19 protein-coding genes (1 of these 19 running past the window's edge) are annotated in these 20,241 nt (G+C 70.2%); 11 read left to right on the forward strand and 8 right to left on the reverse strand.

Going from position 1 to position 20,241, the window contains the following annotated elements; translation table 11 throughout:
* The 4 genes from ABEA67_RS11095 to ABEA67_RS11110 all read left to right on the forward strand — a co-directional run.
* Positions 1-104, forward strand: partial view of a hypothetical protein gene (locus ABEA67_RS11095; RefSeq protein ID WP_345465083.1) — the 3' portion only. Its footprint begins 340 nt before the window's first position; 104 of the gene's 444 nt are visible here — the last part of the coding sequence; its start codon lies off the left edge, out of view; it ends in the stop codon at positions 102-104.
* Positions 105-188: 84 nt separating this feature from the next.
* Positions 189-773: an adenylate/guanylate cyclase domain-containing protein gene (locus ABEA67_RS11100; protein WP_345465085.1), complete on the forward strand. Its 585-nt coding sequence runs from the start codon at positions 189-191 to the stop codon at positions 771-773.
* Between the two features lie 45 nt (positions 774-818).
* Positions 819-1,496, forward strand: coding sequence for a response regulator transcription factor (locus tag ABEA67_RS11105; protein WP_010887388.1), 678 nt, complete (start codon positions 819-821; stop codon positions 1,494-1,496).
* 122 nt (positions 1,497-1,618) lie between these two features.
* Positions 1,619-3,211, forward strand: coding sequence for a sensor histidine kinase (locus tag ABEA67_RS11110; protein ID WP_345465087.1), 1,593 nt, complete (start codon positions 1,619-1,621; stop codon positions 3,209-3,211).
* Positions 3,212-3,307: 96 nt separating this feature from the next.
* Here the strand turns inward: ABEA67_RS11110 and argR are convergent, their stop codons facing one another.
* The 3 genes from argR to ABEA67_RS11125 form a co-directional block, all read right to left on the reverse strand.
* The gene (argR, locus tag ABEA67_RS11115; RefSeq protein ID WP_345465089.1) at positions 3,308-3,769 is read right to left on the reverse strand and encodes an arginine repressor; all 462 of its coding nucleotides are present in this window, start codon (positions 3,767-3,769) and stop codon (positions 3,308-3,310) included.
* 77 nt (positions 3,770-3,846) lie between these two features.
* Positions 3,847-5,088 carry a bifunctional phosphopantothenoylcysteine decarboxylase/phosphopantothenate synthase gene (locus ABEA67_RS11120; RefSeq protein WP_425557191.1) on the reverse strand — a complete coding sequence of 414 codons (1,242 nt, stop codon included), beginning with the start codon at positions 5,086-5,088 and terminating at the stop codon, positions 3,847-3,849.
* 66 nt (positions 5,089-5,154) lie between these two features.
* Positions 5,155-6,279 (reverse strand): hypothetical protein, encoded by a 1,125-nt coding sequence (locus ABEA67_RS11125; protein WP_345465093.1) that lies wholly within the window; start codon positions 6,277-6,279, stop codon positions 5,155-5,157.
* A 79-nt stretch (positions 6,280-6,358) separates the two neighbouring features.
* On the opposite strand from ABEA67_RS11125, the gene ABEA67_RS11130 reads away from it, so the two are divergent.
* The 4 genes from ABEA67_RS11130 (at position 6,359) to ABEA67_RS11145 (ending at position 11,785) form a co-directional block, all read left to right on the forward strand.
* Positions 6,359-8,071, forward strand: coding sequence for a M3 family oligoendopeptidase (locus ABEA67_RS11130; protein WP_345465095.1), 1,713 nt, complete (start codon positions 6,359-6,361; stop codon positions 8,069-8,071).
* A 368-nt stretch (positions 8,072-8,439) separates the two neighbouring features.
* The gene (locus ABEA67_RS11135; RefSeq protein ID WP_345465097.1) at positions 8,440-9,384 is read left to right on the forward strand and encodes a ferritin-like domain-containing protein; all 945 of its coding nucleotides are present in this window, start codon (positions 8,440-8,442) and stop codon (positions 9,382-9,384) included.
* Between the two features lie 208 nt (positions 9,385-9,592).
* Positions 9,593-10,555 (forward strand): ferritin-like domain-containing protein, encoded by a 963-nt coding sequence (locus tag ABEA67_RS11140; protein WP_345465099.1) that lies wholly within the window; start codon positions 9,593-9,595, stop codon positions 10,553-10,555.
* A gap of 216 nt (positions 10,556-10,771) precedes the next feature.
* Entirely contained in the window at positions 10,772-11,785 is a 1,014-nt protein-coding gene (locus ABEA67_RS11145; protein WP_345465101.1) for a GNAT family N-acetyltransferase, read from the forward strand.
* Positions 11,786-12,093: 308 nt separating this feature from the next.
* On the opposite strand, the gene ABEA67_RS11150 is transcribed toward ABEA67_RS11145, so the two are convergent.
* A complete protein-coding gene (locus ABEA67_RS11150; protein ID WP_345465103.1) occupies positions 12,094-13,323 on the reverse strand; it encodes a cytochrome P450 in 1,230 nt (409 codons plus the stop codon).
* Positions 13,320-13,835, reverse strand: a complete 516-nt coding sequence (locus ABEA67_RS11155) for a MarR family winged helix-turn-helix transcriptional regulator (RefSeq protein WP_345465105.1) — start codon at positions 13,833-13,835, stop codon at positions 13,320-13,322. The genes ABEA67_RS11150 and ABEA67_RS11155 overlap by 4 nt, the downstream gene beginning before the upstream one ends.
* Positions 13,836-14,340: 505 nt before the next feature.
* Between ABEA67_RS11155 and ABEA67_RS11160 the strand changes: the two genes are divergently transcribed.
* Together ABEA67_RS11160 and pdxY are read left to right on the forward strand one after the other, a co-directional pair.
* A complete protein-coding gene (locus tag ABEA67_RS11160; protein ID WP_345465107.1) occupies positions 14,341-15,885 on the forward strand; it encodes a Ppx/GppA phosphatase family protein in 1,545 nt (514 codons plus the stop codon).
* Entirely contained in the window at positions 15,882-16,778 is an 897-nt protein-coding gene (gene pdxY / locus ABEA67_RS11165; RefSeq protein ID WP_345465109.1) for a pyridoxal kinase PdxY, read from the forward strand. Before ABEA67_RS11160 ends, pdxY begins: the two co-directional genes overlap by 4 nt.
* A gap of 7 nt (positions 16,779-16,785) precedes the next feature.
* Here pdxY and ABEA67_RS11170 read toward each other — a convergent pair whose 3' ends face one another.
* A complete protein-coding gene (locus tag ABEA67_RS11170; RefSeq protein WP_345465111.1) occupies positions 16,786-17,172 on the reverse strand; it encodes a (deoxy)nucleoside triphosphate pyrophosphohydrolase in 387 nt (128 codons plus the stop codon).
* The gene (locus ABEA67_RS11175) at positions 17,169-17,546 is read right to left on the reverse strand and encodes a HesB/IscA family protein (protein ID WP_345465113.1); all 378 of its coding nucleotides are present in this window, start codon (positions 17,544-17,546) and stop codon (positions 17,169-17,171) included. The genes ABEA67_RS11170 and ABEA67_RS11175 overlap by 4 nt, the downstream gene beginning before the upstream one ends.
* An 81-nt stretch (positions 17,547-17,627) precedes the next feature.
* Here ABEA67_RS11175 and ABEA67_RS11180 point away from each other — a divergent pair, with 81 nt between their 5' ends.
* Positions 17,628-18,371, forward strand: coding sequence for an enoyl-CoA hydratase-related protein (locus tag ABEA67_RS11180; RefSeq protein WP_345465115.1), 744 nt, complete (start codon positions 17,628-17,630; stop codon positions 18,369-18,371).
* Positions 18,372-18,434: 63 nt separating this feature from the next.
* Here the strand turns inward: ABEA67_RS11180 and ABEA67_RS11185 are convergent, their stop codons facing one another.
* Complete coding sequence (locus ABEA67_RS11185; RefSeq protein ID WP_345465117.1) at positions 18,435-20,066, reverse strand: APC family permease; 1,632 nt, start codon at positions 20,064-20,066, stop codon at positions 18,435-18,437.
* Between the last annotated feature and the right edge of the window lie 175 nt (positions 20,067-20,241).

Genomic DNA, 20,241 nt, shown 5'->3' on the forward strand with positions numbered 1-20,241 from the left:
CCCTGGTGCTGGCCGCCTTCGAGGCCCTGCCGCCGGTGCAGGCCGGGGACCGGGTGGCTTTCCGGACGTTGCCACCGCTGCATGGGTTTCTGGTTCAGAGCTGAAGGCTGCCCGGGTTGTATTCATTCTGTCAGAGTTCCAGCCTTTACTTAAAAAGTATGTTCGGTCATACTTCTGACAGGCTTCCCATGACTGATCTGTTGCTCCCCTTGCCTGCCCGCTCTGCCCAACAGCAGGCCGCCTGTCTGGTGATGGTCGATCTGGTCGGCAGCACGCGGCTGGCCCACCACCTGCTGCTGGAGGATTACGCGGCCCTGATGGCCGAGTTCGTGCAGGTGCTGATTCTGAGTTTCGAGGTGGGGGGCGGGCAGGTTCTCCAGCATCAGGGCGACGCGGTGCTGGCGCTGTGGCCGCCGGAGCAGAGTGGGCAGGGCGTCACGGCAGCCCTGGATGCCCATGACCGGGTGGCGCGTCTGGGGCTGGCGGGCGTGCTGGGCGTGCAGCTTCAGGTGCGGGCGGGGGCAGCGCTGGGGCCGGTCATCACGGGGATGGTCGGGGGGCAGCTCAGCGCCTACGGACTGCCTGTCAACTACGCCCGCCGCCTGTGCGACGCGGCCCTGCCGGGTGAGACGCTGGTGTGTGAACAGGTGGCGCGTCAGCCAGGGCCGCAGCGGCAGGCGGCATCCCGTTCCCTGCCGCCCTTGCCGGGGTTTGGGCCGGAATGCCGGGCCTACACGGTCACCTGCGCCGCAGACGGCATGAAAACCGGTTAAGCGTCGGGGTCGGCTTCTCATGAGAACGGTCAATAGACTGCGGGCATGGAACGCAAGCCCCTGGTCCTCGTCATTGAGGATGAAAAAGATATTGCCCGCTTTATAGAACTGGAACTGGCCGCCGAGGGGTATGCCACCGAGGTGGCCTTTGACGGCGTGACCGGCCTCAGCAAATTTCGTGAAGTGAACCCCGACCTGGTGATTCTCGACCTGATGCTGCCGGTGCTCGACGGGCTGGAGGTCGCCCGGCGCATCCGCAAGACCAGCAATACGCCCATCATCATCCTGACGGCCAAGGACGGCATTCAGGACAAGGTGGAGGGTCTGGACTCGGGGGCCGACGACTACCTGATCAAGCCCTTTTCCATTGAGGAACTGCTGGCCCGCGTGCGCGCGCACCTGCGCCGCGTGAACCCCGCCGTGACCGGGGAGGTGCGGGTGGCCGACCTGGTGATGAACCTTGACGGGCGCGAGATTTTCCGGGGAGGCCGCCGGGTGGAACTCAGCGCCAAGGAGTTCGAGCTGCTGGAACTGCTGGCCCGCAACCCCGGCAAGGTGTTTTCCCGCTTCGAGATCGAGGAAAAGGTCTGGCCCGAGTACACCGGGGGCAGCAACGTGGTGGACGTGTATATCGGCTACCTGCGCCGCAAGCTGGAGGAGGGCGGGGAACGCCGCCTGATTCACACCGTGCGCGGCGTGGGCTACGTGCTGCGCGAGGAGTGAAGTTCCTGCCGTGCTGCCGGTGGGGGCAGTAGACTGCCGGACGTGACGTGCCCTGCTGTGGTGCTCCTTCCTGACATGCCCGGCCCGGCCCGGCAAGGGCAGGCTCAGATGGGGGAGACGCCGTGACCCTGCGCTGGCGGCTCACGCTGTTCTACACGGGGCTGCTCGCCGCGCTGCTGACCGTGGTGGCGGTGGCGACCCTGGCCCTGATGCGCAACAACCTGCTGCTGGGCGTCGACCGCGACCTTCAGGACACCTACCGGCAGTTCACCAGCTTTTTCAGCCAGCTTGAGCTGCCGCCGCCTGCCTCTGCGCTGGGCGAGAGCCTGGAATCGGGGGTGCCGCCCCAGCTTTCCACCGCCCGCTACCTGTTTCCGAACGCCGCCATCCAGATCGAGGAGCTGCCCTTCTATGACGGCGCGTCCCTGTCGCAGGCGCTGCTGGAGATGGACAGCGCCGCCGACCGGCAGCCGCTTTTCGCGTCGCTGCGGCGGCTGGCCGACAGCACCCGGCGGGTGGTCGGTCTGGACCCGAACGCTCCCATCCGGCTTTCCGACGAGGATCTCGCCCGCCTGATCCGGTCCCCTGAACAGCGCCTCACGATCACCCAGATGGTCAAGGAACCCTACCAGCCGCAGCATGCGCTGGTGCCCATGCGGGTTTTCGTGACGCTGGGGCCGGTCCAGATAGAGCCGGGCGTGGTGGGGGGGCCGCGCGAGAGCTTTGCCCTGACCTACGTGGGCCGCAACCTCACCTCGCTGAACGACACCCTGATGCAGCTTCAGCGGGTGATTCTGCTGCTGTTCCTGCTGGGGCTGCTGACGGCGGGCGTGGGGGCCTACCTGCTGGCCGGTCAGGCGCTGCGGCCCCTGCGGCAGGTGCAACAGGCCGCCGAGCGGATCGGCGGGCAGAACCTGGCCGAGCGCGTGCCCGAACCCCGCACCGGCGACGAGGTGCAGGCCCTCGCCCACGCCCTGAACGCGATGCTCAGCCGCCTGGAGGCCAGCTTCGAGGCGCAGCGGCGCTTTACCAGCGACGCCAGCCACGAACTGCGCACGCCCGTCACCGCCATCAGCGGGCACGCCAGCTACCTGCTGCGCCGCACCCACCCCACCGAGCAGCAGCGCGAGAGCCTGGGCATCATCCGCAGCGAGTCCGAACGCCTCACCACCCTGATCGCCAGCCTGCTGCAACTCGCCCGCTCGGACAGCGGCGCGCTGGTGCTGACCCGCCAGCCCATCCTCGCGGTCCTCTTCCTGACCGAGGTCGCGCGCGAGCTGATGCCGCTGGCGCAGGCGCAGGGCACCGAGCTGACGGTGCAGGGGCAGGACGTGGCCTTTGAGGGCGACCCCGATCGGCTGCGGCAGGTGATCATCAACCTCGTCGGCAACGCGCTCAAGGCCGGGGCGCAGCACATCACCCTGGGCAGCCAGCCGGAGGAGAACGGCCAGGAGGTGCGCCTCAGCGTGCGCGACGACGGCCCCGGCATTTCCCCCGAGCACCTCGAACGCCTCTTCGACCGCTTCTACCGCGTCGAGGACAGCCGCAGCCGCGACCAGGGCGGCGCGGGCCTGGGCCTCAGCATCGCCAAGGGCATCGTGGACGCGCACGGCGGCCGCATCTGGCTGGAAAGCGAGCCGGGAAAGGGCACCACGGCCTATGTGCAGCTTCCGGTGGGGGACATTCCGGCGCTGGAGGAGGAGGATGTGCCGTAGGGGTGAGTGGTGAGTGGGTTGTGGTCAGTGGTTGCCTCAGCCGATGCTTGAGCCTCAGCCAGGGCAACCACTAACCACTTACAACTGACCACTCACCTATCCCAGCATCAGCGCGTGCAACTCCTCCATCAGCGCCTCGCCCTCGGCGGTGGTGCGGGCAACCACGAAGATGGTGTCCTCGCCCGCGATGGTGCCCACGATGTCGTCGCGGCGCAGGCGGTCGAGCAGCAGGGCGACCCCCGTCGCGTGGCCGTCGGCGGTGCGGATGACCAGCACGTTCTCGCCCCGGTCCACGTCGCGCACAAAGTTCTGAAAGAGGCGGCTGAGTTCTTCCTCGACGCCCTCATGTCCGGCGACCTGTGCCAGGGCGTAGCGGTGACGGCCCTTGCCGATGGGGAGCCGTACCAGCCGCAACTCGTTGATGTCGCGGCTGACGGTCGCCTGCGTGACCCCGATTCCCTCTGCGCGCAGCCGCTCGACAAGTTCGGCCTGGGTGGAAATGGCGTCGCGGGCGATGATGTCCTGAATGCGCTTCTGGCGTTGTTCCTTGCTGAGCATTCCCTCTATCCTATGAATATGCAGTGAATAATGCAATGAGGGGAAGTGGGGAAAAGAGGGCCTTCCCCGCGCACCGCTTACCGCGTACCGCGCACCCTCACCGCCTCGTCCAGCAGCCGCCGCGCCACCTCGCGTTTGCTCAGACGCGGCCATTCTTCGGAGGTGCCGTCCGGGCGCACCAGCGTGACCTCATTGTCGTCGCCGCCGAAGGCTGTGCCCTCGCGGGTGGGGTAGTTCAGCAGGATGAAGTCGGCGTTCTTGCGCTGAGCCTTGAGGGCCGCGCGCTCGACCCCCGCGTGCGTTTCCATCGCAAAGCCCACCAGCACGCGGTTCCCCTTCTGCCCGCCCAGCTCGGCCAGAATGTCGGGATTGGGTGTGAGGTGGATGGTCACGTCGCCGGCCACTTTCGCCTGCTTCTCCTCGGAACGCTCCGCCGCCCGGTAGTCCGCCACCGCTGCCGTCATCACGACCAGCTCCGCGTCCCGCGCGGCCTCCACCACCGCGTCCCGCAGCTCCAGCGCCGTCTCGATGCGGACCACCTGCACGCCGGGCGGGTTGGGGAGGCTCACCGGGCCTGTTACCAGAACGACCTCCGCGCCCCGGTCACGCGCCTCCTCGGCCACGGCGAAGCCCATCTTGCCGCTGGAGGGGTTGCTGATGAAGCGCACCGGGTCGAGGTACTCGCGCGTCGGCCCGGCGGAGACGACGACGCGCAGGCCCCGCAGGTCGGGGGGCGTCGAGGGGTCGAGGGGTCCAGAGGTCGAGGTTTCAATCTGCCTCCCCGACTCCTCGACCTCTCGACTTCTCGACTCTCCCCTGGAGAGCTGCTCCAGTACCGCCGCCGCAATGTCCTCCGGCTCCGCCATCCGCCCCAGCCCGGTGCCCTCGCCGCGCGTGCCGAACGCACCGACCTCCGGTCCCAGGAAGGCGTGCCCCCAGCCGCGCAGCCGCTCCACGTTGGCCTGCACCGCCGGATGCCGCCACATCCGCTCGTTCATGGCGGGCACCCACAGCACCGGCCCCTCCACGCCCAGCAGGGTGGCCGCCGCGAGGTCGTCCGCCCGGCCCTGCGCCGCCCGCGCGAGCAGGTCCGCCGACGCGCCCACGATAGCCACCGCGTCCGCCCGCGCGAGCGTCAGGTGCTGGGCGTCGGGGCGGGGTTCAAACCACGTGGCGTCGGTCGCCACCTCCCCGTCGGCGGCGGTGGCGAGGCTGAGTTCGGTGATAAAGGCCAGGGCCGCCCTGGTGGCGATGACCTGTACCCGCGCCCCCCGCTCGCGCAGCCGCCGCAGCACCGCGGGGGCTTTCACGGCGGCCATGCTGCCTCCCACGATGACGAGGACGGAGGGAGAGGGGCGGGGGGCGGCCGTGTTCACCCGCCCAGTCTAGAACCGCAGCGCCCACACCCGCACCCTCTCCCCGTCGCCCACCGCCAGATACGCGCCGTCCGCGCTGAGGCTGGGGCCGCTGGCGTCGTGGGTGGGGGGGAGGGGCAGGGCCTGCCAGCCGTGGCCGTTCCAGTGGGCCGCATGCAGGTGCCCGGCCTCCAGCCAGGCCAGCACGGGCTGCCCCGCGCGGGTGAGGGCCAGGGCGGGGGCCTCGGCGCTGACCCCGGGGGAACTGACGGCGGGACCGACCGGTTGCCAGGCCGTGCCGGTCCAGCGGCTCACGTTCAGGCGGTCATGCCCGGAGGGGTCCTCCTCCAGCCAGGCGACCAGGGGCCGGCCCTGCGGCGTAAGGAGCAGTTTCGGCGCGGCGGCGAAGGTGCCGGGATGGCGGTTGAGGGGACCGCCCAGGGCGGGCCAGGTGCCGGAAGCGCCTTCCTGCCGCACACGCACGTTCATCGTGGCGAAGTCCCCCTCCAGAAAAGCCACCGTGCGCTGCCCGGAACGGTCCACGGCGATGTCGAGCGCGAAGCCCGCGCGGGCGGTGTCGCTCAGGGGCGTCTGGGGCACCCAGGTTCCCCCCTGCCGCGCCAGGGGCCGCACCACCCCGGCAAACGCGCCGTGCACGCCCAGGTCGAGCCAGGCCAGGGCGGGCGTGCCGTTCGGCAGTAGGGCAAAGGCCCGCGAGCGCCCCGCGTCGCTGAGGTTGCGGCGCACGGCGTACCGGGAGGGGCTGGACCATGCCCGGCCGTCCCAGCGGCTCATCAGGTAGGAGTCCACGTGGGCCTCGCCGCTGTCCTCCGACCAGCCCAGCCACACCCGGCCCGCTGCGTCGGTGCGGGCGCTGAGCTGCCCGGCGTTGAAGGCCCGGCCCTCGTTCAGCACGCCGCCCAGTGGGGTCCAGCCCCCGGCGGTGAGGCGGGCGGCGTGGAGCTGACGGTTTCCGGCGGGACCCGGCGCGGTCCAGGCCAGCACGGGGGTCCCAGTGCCGTCCACGGCGAGCGCGGTGCGTTCGGGGCGGCCCGTCTGCGGCGGCGGGGGCAGTTCGCGCACTGGGGGTCCGCCGCCACCTCCCGCCAGGGCCAGACCGGAGGACAGCAGCAGCACCGTCAGGAATGCACGCATGGTCCAGCGTACCCGGCGCGTGCCCAGTCACGCCATCTGGCCTACCCCGCCTCTGCCTAACGGGCGTTAGACTCAGGCCATGACCGCCACCCTGAATGCCGTCGAGCGTGTGCTGAGCGTGCCCGACGAACAGACCCGCTGGGACACCTACGCGCCGCGCTACGAGCGCCTGCTGGCGGCCGACCTCACCGCCGACGCCGTGCCCGCCTGGCTGACGGAATGGAGCGCCTTGGACGCGGAGGTGGGGCAGGCCGCCAGCAAGCTCGCCACCCATGCCGACCTGCACACCGGCGACGAGGCGATTCAGGCGCGGTACGCGCGGTTTCTGGAGGAGGTGCTGCCGCAGGTCCAGCGGACCGAGCAGGCCCTGACCGAGAAGCTGCTGGCGGTGCCCGGCTACGTGCCCGCCCCCGACTTTGCCCTGACCTACCGCCGCTTCCGCGACGCCGCCGAGCTGTTCCGCGAGGCGAACGTGGACCTGGGCGTGACCCACGAGGCGCAGATGAACCGCCACGGCGTCCTCACCGGCAACCAGAAGGTCACGCTGGGGGGCGAGGAACTGACCGTGCCGCAGGCCAAGCAACGGATGGACAGCCCCGACCGCGCCGTGCGCGAGGAGGCCTGGCACGCGCTGGCCGCGAGCAACCAGGGCATTGCGCCCGGCCTCGACGCGCTGATGCTGGAGCTGATCCGGACCCGGCAGCAGCTCGCCTGGAACGCCGACCTCCCCGGCTACCGCGACTTCATGTGGCGGCGGCTCGACCGGGTGGACTACACCCCCGAGGACTGCCGCGCCTTCCATGAGGCCGTGCGTGACGAGGTGGTGCCGCTGGCCGCCGAGATCATGGGCGACCTGGCCGCGCGCCTGGGCCTGGACGCGGTGCGCCCCTGGGACTACAACCGCAACAACCTCCTCGACCCGGAAGGTCGCGAGGCGCTGAAGCCGTTCACGACCGGCGCGCAGCTCGAAGACCTCGCGCAGACGGCCTTCGAGGGGCTGGACGCCGATCTGGCGGGGCGCTTCCGCTCCATGCGGGACGGGCTGCTCGATCTCGAATCGCGGCCCGGCAAGATGACGCACGCCTACTGCCAGTATTTCCCCGTCCAGAACGAACCCTTCGTTCTGATGAACGTGGTGGGCACCTCGGAGGACGTGCGCGTGCTGTTCCACGAGGTGGGGCACGCCTTCCACGGCTTCCTCAGCGGCGACGCGCAGCCGCTGGTCTGGAACCGCTGGAGTCCCATCGAGTTCGTGGAGATTCCCTCCATGGCGATGGAGTTCCTGACGCTGGACCACCTGGGCCACGTCTTTTCGCCGGAGGAACTGGCCCGCTACCGCGAGAAGCAGCTTCAGGGCGTGGTCGCCTTCCTGCCCTGGGCCGCGCAGATGGACGCCTTCCAGCACTGGCTGTACGCCGAGGCCGGGGAGAACCTGACGATTGCCGACCTCGACGCGAAGTGGTTGGAGCTGGATAAGACCTTCCACCCCTTCGTGAATTGGGACGGGCTGGACGAGAGCGTCCGGGCGAAGGGCTGGCATTACTACCACATCTTCCGCGCGCCCTTCTACTACATCGAGTACGCGATGTGCTACCTCGCGGCGGTGGGCATCTGGCGGGAAGCGCGGGGGAACCCGGCGCAGGCCCTCGCCCACTACAAGGCCAGCCTGCGCCTGGGCAGCACCGTGCCCGTGCCCGAGCTGTACCGCGCCGCCGGGGTGGAGTTCCGCTTCGACCGCGAGTACATCCGGGGGCTGATGACGTTCCTGAAGGAGCAGATGGCGGAGGGCTGAAGGCAGAAGGCCGGGGTGCGGGCGGGGCGGGCTGGGCCTGATTCCCGCCACACCCCGGCCCGGACCGCCTGAAACAGGCTGGCTGCGCGCTGGCCTGTTTCGCTTTCCCCCCGCCTCCCCCCATCACAGCTAAACGCCGGGTTTAGTCGGCTGTCATTCGGCTTCCCGCGGTGCCCGGTAAGGTGCCAGGTACTGCGAAACAGTCCGGGTTCAAGTTGGCCCACAGGCACTCGCTCTCCCGCACAACGCGGGACGGCGTGCGTGGGCTATCGGGCGGCTGGGCGTGTTCCGTGGTGCCTGCCCCCTTTTTGCTGGCCCGACTTCACGGGAACCACTGCACCGGTATCACCGCACGACTGGAGGACGGTATGAACCCACCGAATCCGAATCCATCCACCGAACCCACCGACAACACGCGCCGCCAGTTTCTGCGCGGCGTCGGCCTCGTCGGGGCGGGTGTTGCCCTGACGGCCTGCGCGCCCAGCTTCAATCCGCGCCAGGGCAAGCCCAACATGGATGCGGACATCCTGAACTTCGCGCTGAACTTGGAGTACCTCGAAGCCGCCTTCTACCTTGCGGCGACCGGGCGGCTGGCCGAGTTGCAGGGTATCGGGGGCGACGCGCCGATTCAGTTTCCCGCGGGGGTGACGGGCACCACGCCGATGTCGTTCCAGACCGACGGGATTCGGAACTTCGCCAACGAACTCGCCAGCAACGAACTGGCCCACGTCCAGTTTCTGCGGGCCACCATCGCGGCCATCGGCGGCACGCCCATTCCCCGCCCGGCGCTCAGCATCGGGCCGGCCTTTATGGCAGCGGCGGCGGCGGCCAGCGGCGGCAAGGTCACGGACTTCAACCCCTACCGGGACGACATTTCGTTCCTGCTGGCGAGCCACACCCTCGAAGACGTGGGTGTGACCGCCTACAAGGGTGCTTCTCCCCTGATTTACGACCGCAAGCCCGGCGGTGTGCTGGAACAGGCAGCGGGCATCCTGGCCGTCGAGGGCTACCATATGGGGTCCACCCGCTACCAGCTCTACAAGCGCCGCAATCAGGAAGTGGCCCCCGGCCTGACCGTCGCGGCGATGTCCCAGGCCATCAGCGACCTGCGCGACTCGCTCGACGGCCCCGGCGACAAGGACCAGGGCATCACGAACAGCCCGCGCCCCGGCGAGTCGAACATCGTGCCCGCCGACGCGAACGGCGTGGCCTTCAGCCGCACGCCGCGTGAGGTGCTGAACATCGTCTACCAGAAGGCGGAGGCGGCCGCGGGCGGCTTCTTCCCGAACGGCGTGAACGGCAAGCTGCGGTGATTTCCACTTCAGGTGAGTCGAAGACGAACCCGAGTGTAGCGAGAAGAAGAAAAGACCGAATTGCGGCGATGGAACCGCCCAGTGTCCAGAGCTGTTTCTGGACACGCTTTCAGGGCGGGCAGGAACATCCGGTGTCCTTTCCGGGTGTTCTGGAATCAGAGCAATTTGGGCTGACACGTTCCCCCTCATCCCTGTTCGGAGGATGCTCATGACCCAAGTGGCTCCCGGAAGTTCCCCCACTGAAACGGCCCCCACCCCCAACGCCCGCCGTCAGGTGCTGCGCGCACTGGGGCTGCTGGGCCTCGGCGCGGCCGTCACGTCCTGCGCGCCCGGCGTGCTGAGCCTGTCGAGCCTCGCCAACCTGCCCGCCGCGGGCGTGGACGCCGCAGTGCTGAATTTCGCGCTGAACCTGGAATACCTCGAAGCGGCCTTTTACCTCGCCGCGACGGGCCGCCTCGCGGAGTTGCAGGGGGTCGGCGGCAACGCCGAGATTCGCCTGCCCACCGGGACGCAGGGTGTGCCCTTCGCCGTCCCCGAGGTCAAGGACTTCGCCAACGAACTCGCCAGCGACGAGATCGCGCACGTCAAGTTCCTGATCAGCACCATCCAGGCCCTGGGCGGCACGCCCATCGAGCGGCCGGCGCTGGACCTCAGCGGTGCCTTTGCCACGGCGGCCAGCGCGGCCAGCGGCGGCAAGATCCAGGGCTTCAACCCCTTTGCGAACGACCTGTTCTTCCTGCACGGGGCCTACATCTTCGAGGACGTGGGCGTCACGGCCTACAAGGGGGCCTCGCCCCTGATCAACGACGACCGGCCCGGCGGCGTGCTGGAGCAGGCGGCGGGCATCCTGGCCGTCGAGGGCTACCACGCAGGGGCCATCCGCTCGATGTTGTACGAGCGCCGGGACGAGCAGGTGGCGGCAGGCCTGAACGTGGCCGCCGTGACCAAGGCCATCAGCGATTTCCGCGATCTGGCCGACGGGCCGGGCGACCGCGACCAGGGCGTGACCGAGGCGATTTTGCGCCCCGGCAATTCGAACATCGTGCTGACCGACCAGAACGCGGTGGCCTACAGCCGCCTGCCCCGGCAGGTGCTGAACATCGTCTACCTGGCACCGGGTGCCTCGCGCGGCGGGTTCTTCCCCAACGGGGTGAACGGGGTCATCAAGTAAGCGTCGCTTCTGGCAGGGAGATTTCCCCTGCCCCCCTGCTCCTTCACTGGGGGCAGGGGGAGCTTTTTGCGGTGTTGCGCGCCTCCCGGCGAGAAGGTGAGGGCGAGGTCGTTGCGGGCAGAGGGGCACGCCCGGAACCGCCTCCGCCACCTGGCTCCCTGACCCCTCCGCCACTTGGCCCATGCCGTCCTGACACGGCCCGCGCACACTGGGCACATGACCCTTGCCCTGACCGTGACGCCCTTCGACCCCGTGGCCGCGACGCCGGGGGCGCGGCTGGCGGTGGGTCGCCTGCTGGCCGAGTGCTACGCCTACGCCTACCCCGAGGACCCACCCATGCTCCCCGAGCGCGAGGCGCTCAGCCTGACCCACGTCACGCCCGACGAGGCCTCGCGCCACTTCGTGGTGTGGGACGGGCCGGAGGGCGAGCGGGCGCTGGGCTGGGCCAGGCTGGACTACGGCCTGCGGGAGAACCTGCACGCCGCCCACGCCCGGCTGCTGGTCCACCCCGATCACCGCCGCCGGGGCCTGGGCCGGGCACTGGCCGCTGCCCTAAAGGCCGCCGCCCGGCAGGAGGGCCGCCGCCTGGTGACGTTCGGCACGACCAGCAAGGCCCCTGCCGGGGAAGCCTTCGCCCGGACGCTGGGGGCCGAGGCCGCCCTCCCGATGCGCCAGAGCCGCCTGGACCTGGGCGCGGTGCCGGACACCCTGCTGGACGCCTGGACGGCCCGCCCGGACGCCGACCCCTACCGCCTGCATCTCTGGGAACGTCTGCCCGACGACTTCCTGACCCGCGCCGCCGACCTGATGATGGTGATGAACACGGCCCCCCGCGGCGACCTGGATGTGGAGGACTGGACCATCACCCCCGAGATGGTCCGCGCCTGGGAAAGCATGATCGAGGAGGCGGGCGAGCGGTGTTTCTTCCTGGCCGCCGAGGACACCCGCAGCGGGCAACTCGCCGGCTACACCGAGGTGCTCTGGTCGCCCGAACGCGCCGCGCTGGTCTATCAGGGCGCGACCGCCGTCCGCCCGGAGGCACGCGGCCAGGGCCTGGGCAAGTGGCTCAAGGCGGCGATGCTGCGCCACGTGCGTGCCCACTGCCCCGGTGCCCGCTGGGTCCGCACCAACAACGCCAACGAGAACGCCGCGATGCTGGGCATCAACGTGGCGCTGGGCTTCGCACCCTGGGCGAGCTTCACCGAGTGGCAGGTGCGGCTGGACGGGTGAGGGGCTGTATCAAGGGGCTGTGATACTGATTCCGATTGAAGGGTGTTGAAAACACCCGGAAATCCGACCAGAGGGAGAAGGAACAAGGGCGGATTTCGGGAGATGGATGAACAGGCGGTGCCCTCACGACTGTTCAGGAATTGGACGGAATCCGTATGAGCCATAAGCTCTGAGCTATGAACAGGCAGGTGGAGGCCAGAAGCTGCGGGCGTTCGCCTGCCTGAACCCAAAAAAGAGAGCGGACGCTGAAGCCTTGGCGTCCGCTCTCTTTTTTTCATAGCTCATAGCTCACGGCTCATGGCCTAACCTCACCGCTGCTTCCCCAGCCGCACCCGGAAGTTCCGCAGCTCGTAGCCCTTCACGACCTCGTTGTAGCTGACTTCCGGCTCCTGCACGATGTCCAGGTCGTTCCACAGCAGCAGGCGGCGCAGGAACACGTCCGACTCCTTGATGGCGAGGAACGCGCCCGGGCAGCGGTGGTGGCCGTCGCCAAAGGCCAGGACCTGACCCTGCACGCCGCGCGGCAGCTTGCGGGCCGGGCAGAGTTGCCCCGCGTCCTCGCCCGCGACGGCGGGGTCCGTGTTGGCCTCCTGGATGTTCAGGGCCAGCAGGCTGCCGGCGGGGATGGTGTGGCCCTCTACCGTCAGCTCCTGCTCGGCGCGGCGGTAGAGCATGGTCACGACCGGTTCCAGGCGCAGAATCTCGTGCAGGATGGCGTGGCGTTCCTTCTCGGTGCCGTGGACGTATTCGGCGCGCAGGTCCGGGTTCTTCAGCAGGTGCCAGGCCGCCACGCTGATGAACTCGCGCGTGGTGACCATGCCCGCCGTGCCGTAGGTCAGGCACTCGGTCATGATTTCCACGTCGTTGTACTCGCGGTCGAGCAGGTGGCTGATCAGGTCGTCGCGGCGTTCCTTGCGGCGGGCCTCGATGGCAGGCTTCACGTCCAGAAAGTAGAAGAGGGCCATCTGCGCCTGCTGCCGCTGGGCGGCCAGCCACCCCTTCGGGGCCTGCACGCTGCCCGGCTCGCTGTCGCCGCCGCCCTCCACGAAGGAAATGACGCGGTGCTCCAGCCCCGGCACGCGGCTGCTGGTGAGGCCCACCACCTGCGCGGCCACGTTCACGGCCAGCTTGAGGCTGAGGTCATCAAGGTCCATCTCGCCCTTGCGGAGGAGGTCGGCTATCAGGTCGTCGGCCAGCGTGGCGATCATGGGCTGGTAGTCGGCCACCTGGGTGGGCGTGAAGTAGCGGGCGGTCGAGCGCCGCATCTCGTGGTGCTTCTCGCCCTCCGCGAACAGCACCGGCAGGTTGCCCAGCCCCCGCACGCCGCTGGCGACCTCGGACATGAAGCCCGCCTGCCGCACGTCGTCCGAGCGCAGCACCTCGCGCGAGGCCTGGAAATCGTGGATGCGGTAGATGCCTTGGTCGTCCACCTCCACCGCCTGCCCGGTCCCCGAGGCGATGGCGGGGCGGCGGGTCAGCGACGTGTCGGCGGGGTGAAAGGGGCAGCGGGGCTGGTCGGAAGGGGTGGACGTGGTCATTCGGACTCCTGTGCGGGAGAAGAGGGGGTGGCAAAAGAGGAGGTGGCCGTCGGCTGGGAACGGGTGAACTGGGCCAGCAGGTGCAGGTCGTGCGTGAGGGAGGCGGCGCGGGGACCCAGCGCGGCGAGGGCCGGACCCGTCACGGCGCGGACGGTGCCCAGGGCTTCCTCCCACAGCGCCGCCCCCTGCGGGGTGACGCGCACGGTCACGCGGCGGGCGTCGGCCTGGGTCTGGTCACGGGTGACGGCCCCGCGCGTCTCCAGGGCGTGCAGCACGCGGCTGACCTCGTAGCGGGGCACGCCGAGTTCGCGGGCCAGTTGCGCGGGCTGGTCGGCCCCGCCCTGCACGTAGGCCAGCGCGATAAGCGAGCGCAGGTCCAGGTCGTGCCGGGCGCGCAACTCCGCCTCGCCGCGGCTGGTCAGGGCCTGCCAGGCATCCCACAGGGCCGTCAGAAAGGCCACTTCCGGCGTTGCCCGTTCGGTCTGGGGAGTGGGGGAGGAGACTTCAGCCACGGGCACAGTATGGCGGGGTTCTCCATGAGTAATTGCAGATTGCAACCAATTGTCTGAAGGATGGGAGGCTGTGCGGGCTTTTTGTTCGGCGTGGGGAGGGGTTTGGGGGGCAGGGCATCTTGTAGCGAGTTGCCCCCCGCCCCCCCAGCCCCCCTCCCCCCGCCGGGGGGCAGGGGGGAGCGGCGCTGCGCTGGGCAAAGGGTGTCCCGTTCAGCGGCGGCCATGCTTTGAGCGTTGACGGTTCCTGCCTGGAACGTGTTGCAATTCACCTGGCGGCTGCGGGCCTGCGGCCCGAAAGCTCCTCTGCTATGCCAGCCCATTCGCAGGGTGGGAACCTGGCATCCCGCTCCAAAGTTTTAAAAACAGGGGAGCTAGCGCTTTTGCTTTCGTGGGTGATGTTGAAAAAAGGGTGTGTAGGCGAGTTGTTGCTCCCTCCCCCCTTGCCGGAGAGGAGTGGCAGGCAACGTCTGCCCTCCACACCCGCCAACCCGCTACCCTGCACCCCATGAGGGTCGCCGTTGCGGACGTGGGCACCAATTCCAGTCACCTGCTGATTGCCGAGGCGCGCGGGGAGGGCGGCTACCGGGTGCTGGACGCGCTGAAGGACCGCACGCGCCTGGGGGAGTGCCTGGACGCGGCGGGCAACCTCACCCCGGAGGGCGAGGAACGCCTCAGGGCGGCCCTGACGCAGTTCCGGGCACTGGGGACGGCGGCGGGGGTGCCGGAGGTGCAGGTCTATGCCACCAGTGCGCTGCGCGAGGCTCCCAACGGTGAGGCGGTGGCGCTGCGGATGCGGGAGCGCACCGGCCTCTATCCCGTCATCATCAGCGGGGAGCGCGAGGGCGAGCTGACGTACCTGGGGGCGGCGCACAGCGTGGAGTTCGGTGCGGACAACGTGCTGCTGGACCTGGGGGGCGGCAGCCTGGAACTGGCGCGGGGCGGGCCGGACCACGCGGGGGACGTGCTGAGCGTGCCCCTGGGGGCCATCCGCATGACCCGCGCCCATCTGCGGGGCGACCCGCCCACCCGGGCCGAGGTTCGCGCCGTGCAGGAGGCGGTGCGCGCCGCCCTGGCCCCCCACGCCGCGCGCTTCTCGGTTCGGCCCGGCACGCAGGTGGTGCTGTCGAGCGGCACCGCCGAGGCCGCCGCGACCCTGCTCGCCGCCCACGGCGACACCCTGCCGGGCAGCGTGAACGGCCTGAGCGTCGCCACCGCCGACCTGGGGGCGCTGCTGGAACGCACCCGCAGCCTGAGTGCGGCCCGCCGTGCTCGCCTCCCCGGGTTGGAGAAGCGGGCCGGGACGGTCGTGGCGGGGTTCGCGGTGCTGCACGCGGCGCTGGAGGTGCTGGGGGCGGGCCGGGCGACCGTCAGCGAGGGTGCCCTGCGCGAGGGGATGCTGATCGAGGAACTGGGGCGGCACGTGGCGTATGCGCGGGGCCTCAGCGCCCGGCAGCGCAGCGTGCTGGAGACGGCGGAACGCTTCGGCGCGAACCTGGCCCACGCCCGGCACGTCACGGCGCTGGCCCGCGACCTGCTGGCGCGGCTGGAAGGGGCGGGGGAGCGCTTCCCGGAAGAAGCCCGCAGTCTGCTCACCGCCGCCACCGGGCTGCACGAGGTGGGGCAACTGGTCGCGCAGAGCAGCCACCACAAGCACAGCGCCTACCTGATTCGCCACGCGGGCCTGCGGGGCTTCACGCCGCGTGAAATCGAACTGGTCGCGCAGCTCGCCCGCTACCACCGCAAGAGCGGTCCCAAGCCCGCGCATCCCGAATACGCGGCCCTGCCGCCCACCGACCGGGCGCTGGTGGCGCGGCTGGCCGCCGTGCTGCGGGTGGCGGACGGGCTGGACCGCTCGCACGCGGGGCAGGTGCGCGTGCAGAACCTCACCCGCACGCCGTCCGGCTGGACCCTCACGGTGGGCGGGGCCAACCCACTCGACCTGGCCGGGGCGCGCGACAAGGCCGACCTGTGGGGGCGCGAGTTCGGTCCCCTCACGCTGATGGTGGCGGGGGAGGCGGTGCCGGAGGGGAAGGGTATGCTCGGCGCATGACCGCCTCTTCTGCTGCCCTCCCGCAGAACATCCTCAGCATCCAGTCGTGGGTGAGTTACGGGCACGTCGGGAACGCCGCCGCCCTCTTCCCACTGCAACGCCTGGGCTTCGAGGTCTGGACCATCAACACCGTCCAGTTTTCCAACCATACCGGCTACGGCGAGTGGACCGGCACCGTCTTCCCGCCCGAACTGGTCGCGGACCTGCTGGACGGCATCGCGGCGCGCGGCGTGCTGCCCGAGTGCGCCGCCGTGCTGAGCGGCTACATGGGGTCGGAGGGCACCGTCGGCGCGGTGGTGGAGGCGGTGCGCCGGGTGCGGGCCGCCAGCCCGGAGGCGCTGTACTGCTGCGACCCGGTGATGGGCGACGTGGGGCGCGGCGTGTTCGTGCGGCCCGAATTGCCCGACCTGATTCGCGCGCAGGCGGTCCCGGAAGCGGACATCATCACGCCCAACCAGTTCGAGCTGGAGCTGCTGACCGGGCAGAGCGTGACCACGCTGGCCCAGGCGCTGGACGCCGCCCGAACGCTGCGCGAACGCCTGCGCCCGGATGGCCCCCGCATCGTGGTCGTCACCAGCCTGGTCCGCGAGGACGCGCCGGAAGGCGTCATCGAGACGCTGGCCGTGACGGAAGGCGGGGCCTGGCTGTGCCGCACGCCGCTGCTGCCGCTGGACCCCCCACGCAACGGCACCGGGGACGCGATGGCCGCCCTGTTCCTGGGCCACTACCTCCAGACCGGGGACGCGGGCCAGGCGCTGAGCCTTAGCATGAGCGGCCTCTTTGCCGTGCTGGACCTGACGCACCGCCTGGGCACCCGCGAGATTCAGCTTGTCGCCGCCCAGGACGAGTACGCGCGGCCCAGCCGGGTCTTTGAGGTGGAACGGGTCGGGTAGGGGACAGTCAGGCCGGAGCGGTCAACGCCGCCGCGATGGGCACGTTGCTCGCTAGGAGGGGCAGGCGCGTCAGGTCGGCGGGGGCCACCCAGGCGAGGGCGCGGTGCTCCAGCGGACGCGGCTCGCCCGCCAGCAGGTGCACCCGCAGCGCCACCAGCGTGAAGGCCCCGGCTGGGGTGTCCAGTTCGCGGCGGTAGACCTCCCCCCACACCTCCACCTCCGCCCCCAGTTCCTCGCGCCACTCGCGGGCCAGGGCCTCGGCCAGCGTCTCGCCGCCCTCGACCTTGCCGCCTGGAAACTCCCACTGCCCCGCCGCCCACGCCGGACGCGCCCGCTGCCCGACCAGCACCCGCCCTTCGCGCTCCAGAATGCCTGCCACGACGGTTCGCATCATGGGCACTCTGGCAGATTCCATAGCATCGGCTGGTAGGCCCGGCACTCGGGGGTGACCCTGCCGGGGAACGGGACGCCAAAACTGCGGTTGCAGGCGCAGCGGTGCGGCGTGTTGGGGTGCGCCAGCACCCGGAAGCGCGGCGGCTTCAGGCGTGCGCCGTAATCCAGCCGCGCCCCGGTCAGTACCCTCGCCACCTCCGGGCTGAGGGCCAGTGTGACGCTGCCGAGGTCATGCGTCAGGTCGCCGGGCTGGGCAGCGAGTGCAAAGGCATAAGCCGTCCCGCAGCCGCCGCCCGGTTCCAGACTCACGCGCAGAACGCTTCCCAGCGTGCGAATCTGCGCGAGCGCGGCGGGCGTGAGCTGCGGGGGCTTCATAGCTTGAACATAAATGCCCATCCCGTCAGGGTCTGTCCGAAAGGCGCATCCTCTTCTTTTTGAACCCGGTACACTTCCCCCATGACCTTTGAAAGTCTGCGCCTCTCCCACGCGGGCCAGGTGGCGACCCTGACGTTTACCCACCCGAAGGGCGCGTTCGGCCCGGCGACGTGGCGCGAGGTGCCGCTGGCGCTCTCCGAACTGGGGGAAGCACGCGCGCTGGTGGTGCGCGGCGAGCGGGCCTTCAGCACCGGGCTGGACCTGAAGGCGACCACGCCTGTGATTGCGCCCGCGCTGGGGGACGAGGCGAAGTTCCGGGCCGTGGTGGACGAGATGCACGCGGCCATCGAGGGCCTCGCGTCGCTGCCCGTTCCCGTGGTCGCTGCCATCGACGGCTGGTGCATCGGCGCGGGGCTGGAACTGGCGGCCGCCTGTGACCTGCGGCTGTGCAGCGCGGGTGCCCGCTTCAGCCTGCCCGAGGTGCGGCTGGGCATCACCGCCGACCTGGGAGGGTTGCAGCGCCTGCCGGGGCTGCTGGGCCGGGGCCGCGCCGCACACCTGGCCCTGACCGGCGACCCCATCGACGCGGAGATGGCCGAACGCTGGGGCCTGGTGACGGAGGTCCACCCGGATGCAGAGGCGCTGTATGCCCGCGCGGACGCCCTCGCCTCGCAGCTTGCCGCCCTGCCCCCAAAGGCCGTGGAGGGCACCAAACGCACCCTCGCGGACGAGCGGCCTCACGCCGAGAGCCTCGCCTCCGCCGTGACCTGGAACGCACGGCACATGACGGCGGAGGCGCTGCTGGGGGCGCTGAAGAAGTCCTGACAAGCGAAAAGGGGCAGCCCGGTCGCTGCCCCTTTCCCCTGTTCCTTCTTTCTGTGCGGCGCTTCAGACTTCCGTCCGCCCCTGCAACTCGGGCACGGCGTCCGGGTCGGCGCTGTGTTCGGTGAGGCCGTGGTGGGCCGCGTCGGGGTCGCCGCTGCGGATGCCCCAGGCATAGAAGACCAGGGCCACGACCCCGACGATCACGAAATCCACCCCGTAGGGCAACAGGCCCCGGCCCCCGAACTCGCGGCTGCCGAGCGCGGAGATCAGGGTCATGACCAGCAGGTAGACCGGCAGCCACAGGCCGCTGCGCAGGTGGACGGCGGTGTCCTGCCACCCGCGCTGCGCCTGCACCACGAGGTAGATGGGCAGGCCCAGCAGCACCAGCAGCATGATCTGGCCGTTCAGCGGCCAGCGGCTCCAGTACACCAGCAGACTGGCGAACACGAACGCCACGGGGGCCAGCACCCCCAGGCCCGGCAGGGTCAGGGGCCGCCGGACATCCGGCGCGGTGCGGCGCAGGCTGACCACGCTCACCGGCCCGGTCAGGAAGCCCACCACGCAGGTCACGCTGACCACGGCCGCCAGCGCCTCCCAGTTGGGAAACAGGTACAGGGCCAGCAGGCTGATGGCGAGGTTGAGCAGCAGGGCGTTGCGCGGCACGCCCAGGGTGGGATGCAGGCGGCCCAGCCAGGCGGGGAGGTAGCCGCTGCGGGTCAGGGCCTCCAGCGCGCGGGCCGAGGTGGCGGCGTAGGTGATGCCGGTGCCCGAGGGGCTGATCACGGCGTCGGCGTACAGGGTCAGGGCCAGCCAGTTCAGCCCCAGGGCGACCGCGAGTTCGGCAAAGGGCGACTCGAACTTCAGGCCCGCCCAGCCGCCCGCGCCCAGGCTCCCCGGCTCGACGGCCCCGATAAAGGCGAGCTGAAGCAGGATGTAGATCACGCCCGAGAGCAGGATGCCGCCGATCACGGCCAGCGGCACGCTGCGGCCCGGCCGCTGGGCCTCGCCCGCCAGGTTGATGGGCGACTGGAAGCCGTTGAAGCTGAACACAATGCCGCTGGTCGCCACCCCGGTGAAGATGGCCGCCCAGCCGTAGGGCGCGAAGCCGCCGGCCGCCGCGTCGTTGAAGTTGGAGCCGTGAAAGCCCAGCGCCAGCAGGCACACGGCGGTGAGCAGCGGCACCACCAGCTTGAAGAGGGTGATGGCCGTGTTGCTCTTGGCGAACAGGGCCACCGTCCAGAAGTTGAGCAGCAGGTACAGCACCATCAGCACGGTGGCGGCCAGCAGCCCGCTGGCGGTCAGGGTCCCCTGTTCCACCAGGCCGCGTGCCCACGGAAAGGACCAGCCCGCCATGTACTGCACGCTCGCCACCGCCTCGATGGGCGGAATCGCCAGCATGCTCAGCCAGTTCGACCAGCTCGCCAGCAGCCCGGCGAAGGGGCCGTGCGAGTACTGGGCGTAGCGGCCCATGCCGCCCGATTCGGGGTACATCGCGCCCAGCTCGGTGTATGTCAGGGCGATGACCAGCATCATGATCATGCCGATCACCCAGGCGAGGACGGCGGCGGGTCCCGCGATCTTGGCCGTGTTGTAGGCCCCGAACAGCCACCCCGAGCCGATGATGGACCCCAGACAGGTGAACATCAGGGCCAGCGGCGTGATGCTCCGTTGCGGCTTCCCTTGGGTTGAGGTCATGGGTGTTTCCTTCCTTGTCTTCTGTGCGTGACGGTCGGAGTGCCGCCCGTGTTCCTCCCGTGGGGAGGGGGGGCACCGTGGCGAAAGGTGCAGTATAGGCAGAACGCAACGCCGGCCCTCCGGCCCGCGCCTGAGCTGCCTCCGCGCCGCCCCGACCTCTCGCCCCTTCCCAGGA

Source organism: Deinococcus carri, from assembly GCF_039545055.1.
GTDB lineage: Bacteria > Deinococcota > Deinococci > Deinococcales > Deinococcaceae > Deinococcus > Deinococcus carri.

What these genes read in the sequence shown, in the direction of transcription:
- ABEA67_RS11185 (WP_345465117.1), bottom strand. Translation starts at nt 20,066, where the DNA reads ATGACCTCAACCCAAGGGAAGCCGCAACGGAGCATCACGCCGCTGGCC.
- ABEA67_RS11135 (WP_345465097.1), top strand. Translation starts at nt 8,440, where the DNA reads ATGAACCCACCGAATCCGAATCCATCCACCGAACCCACCGACAACACG.
- ABEA67_RS11170 (WP_345465111.1), bottom strand. Translation starts at nt 17,172, where the DNA reads ATGATGCGAACCGTCGTGGCAGGCATTCTGGAGCGCGAAGGGCGGGTG.
- ABEA67_RS11160 (WP_345465107.1), top strand. Translation starts at nt 14,341, where the DNA reads ATGAGGGTCGCCGTTGCGGACGTGGGCACCAATTCCAGTCACCTGCTG.
- ABEA67_RS11100 (WP_345465085.1), top strand. Translation starts at nt 189, where the DNA reads ATGACTGATCTGTTGCTCCCCTTGCCTGCCCGCTCTGCCCAACAGCAG.
- ABEA67_RS11130 (WP_345465095.1), top strand. Translation starts at nt 6,359, where the DNA reads ATGACCGCCACCCTGAATGCCGTCGAGCGTGTGCTGAGCGTGCCCGAC.
- ABEA67_RS11105 (WP_010887388.1), top strand. Translation starts at nt 819, where the DNA reads ATGGAACGCAAGCCCCTGGTCCTCGTCATTGAGGATGAAAAAGATATT.
- ABEA67_RS11145 (WP_345465101.1), top strand. Translation starts at nt 10,772, where the DNA reads ATGACCCTTGCCCTGACCGTGACGCCCTTCGACCCCGTGGCCGCGACG.
- pdxY (WP_345465109.1), top strand. Translation starts at nt 15,882, where the DNA reads ATGACCGCCTCTTCTGCTGCCCTCCCGCAGAACATCCTCAGCATCCAG.
- argR (WP_345465089.1), bottom strand. Translation starts at nt 3,769, where the DNA reads ATGCTCAGCAAGGAACAACGCCAGAAGCGCATTCAGGACATCATCGCC.
- ABEA67_RS11180 (WP_345465115.1), top strand. Translation starts at nt 17,628, where the DNA reads ATGACCTTTGAAAGTCTGCGCCTCTCCCACGCGGGCCAGGTGGCGACC.
- ABEA67_RS11125 (WP_345465093.1), bottom strand. Translation starts at nt 6,279, where the DNA reads ATGCGTGCATTCCTGACGGTGCTGCTGCTGTCCTCCGGTCTGGCCCTG.
- ABEA67_RS11120 (WP_425557191.1), bottom strand. Translation starts at nt 5,088, where the DNA reads ATGGCCGCCGTGAAAGCCCCCGCGGTGCTGCGGCGGCTGCGCGAGCGG.
- ABEA67_RS11175 (WP_345465113.1), bottom strand. Translation starts at nt 17,546, where the DNA reads ATGAAGCCCCCGCAGCTCACGCCCGCCGCGCTCGCGCAGATTCGCACG.
- ABEA67_RS11140 (WP_345465099.1), top strand. Translation starts at nt 9,593, where the DNA reads ATGACCCAAGTGGCTCCCGGAAGTTCCCCCACTGAAACGGCCCCCACC.
- ABEA67_RS11150 (WP_345465103.1), bottom strand. Translation starts at nt 13,323, where the DNA reads ATGACCACGTCCACCCCTTCCGACCAGCCCCGCTGCCCCTTTCACCCC.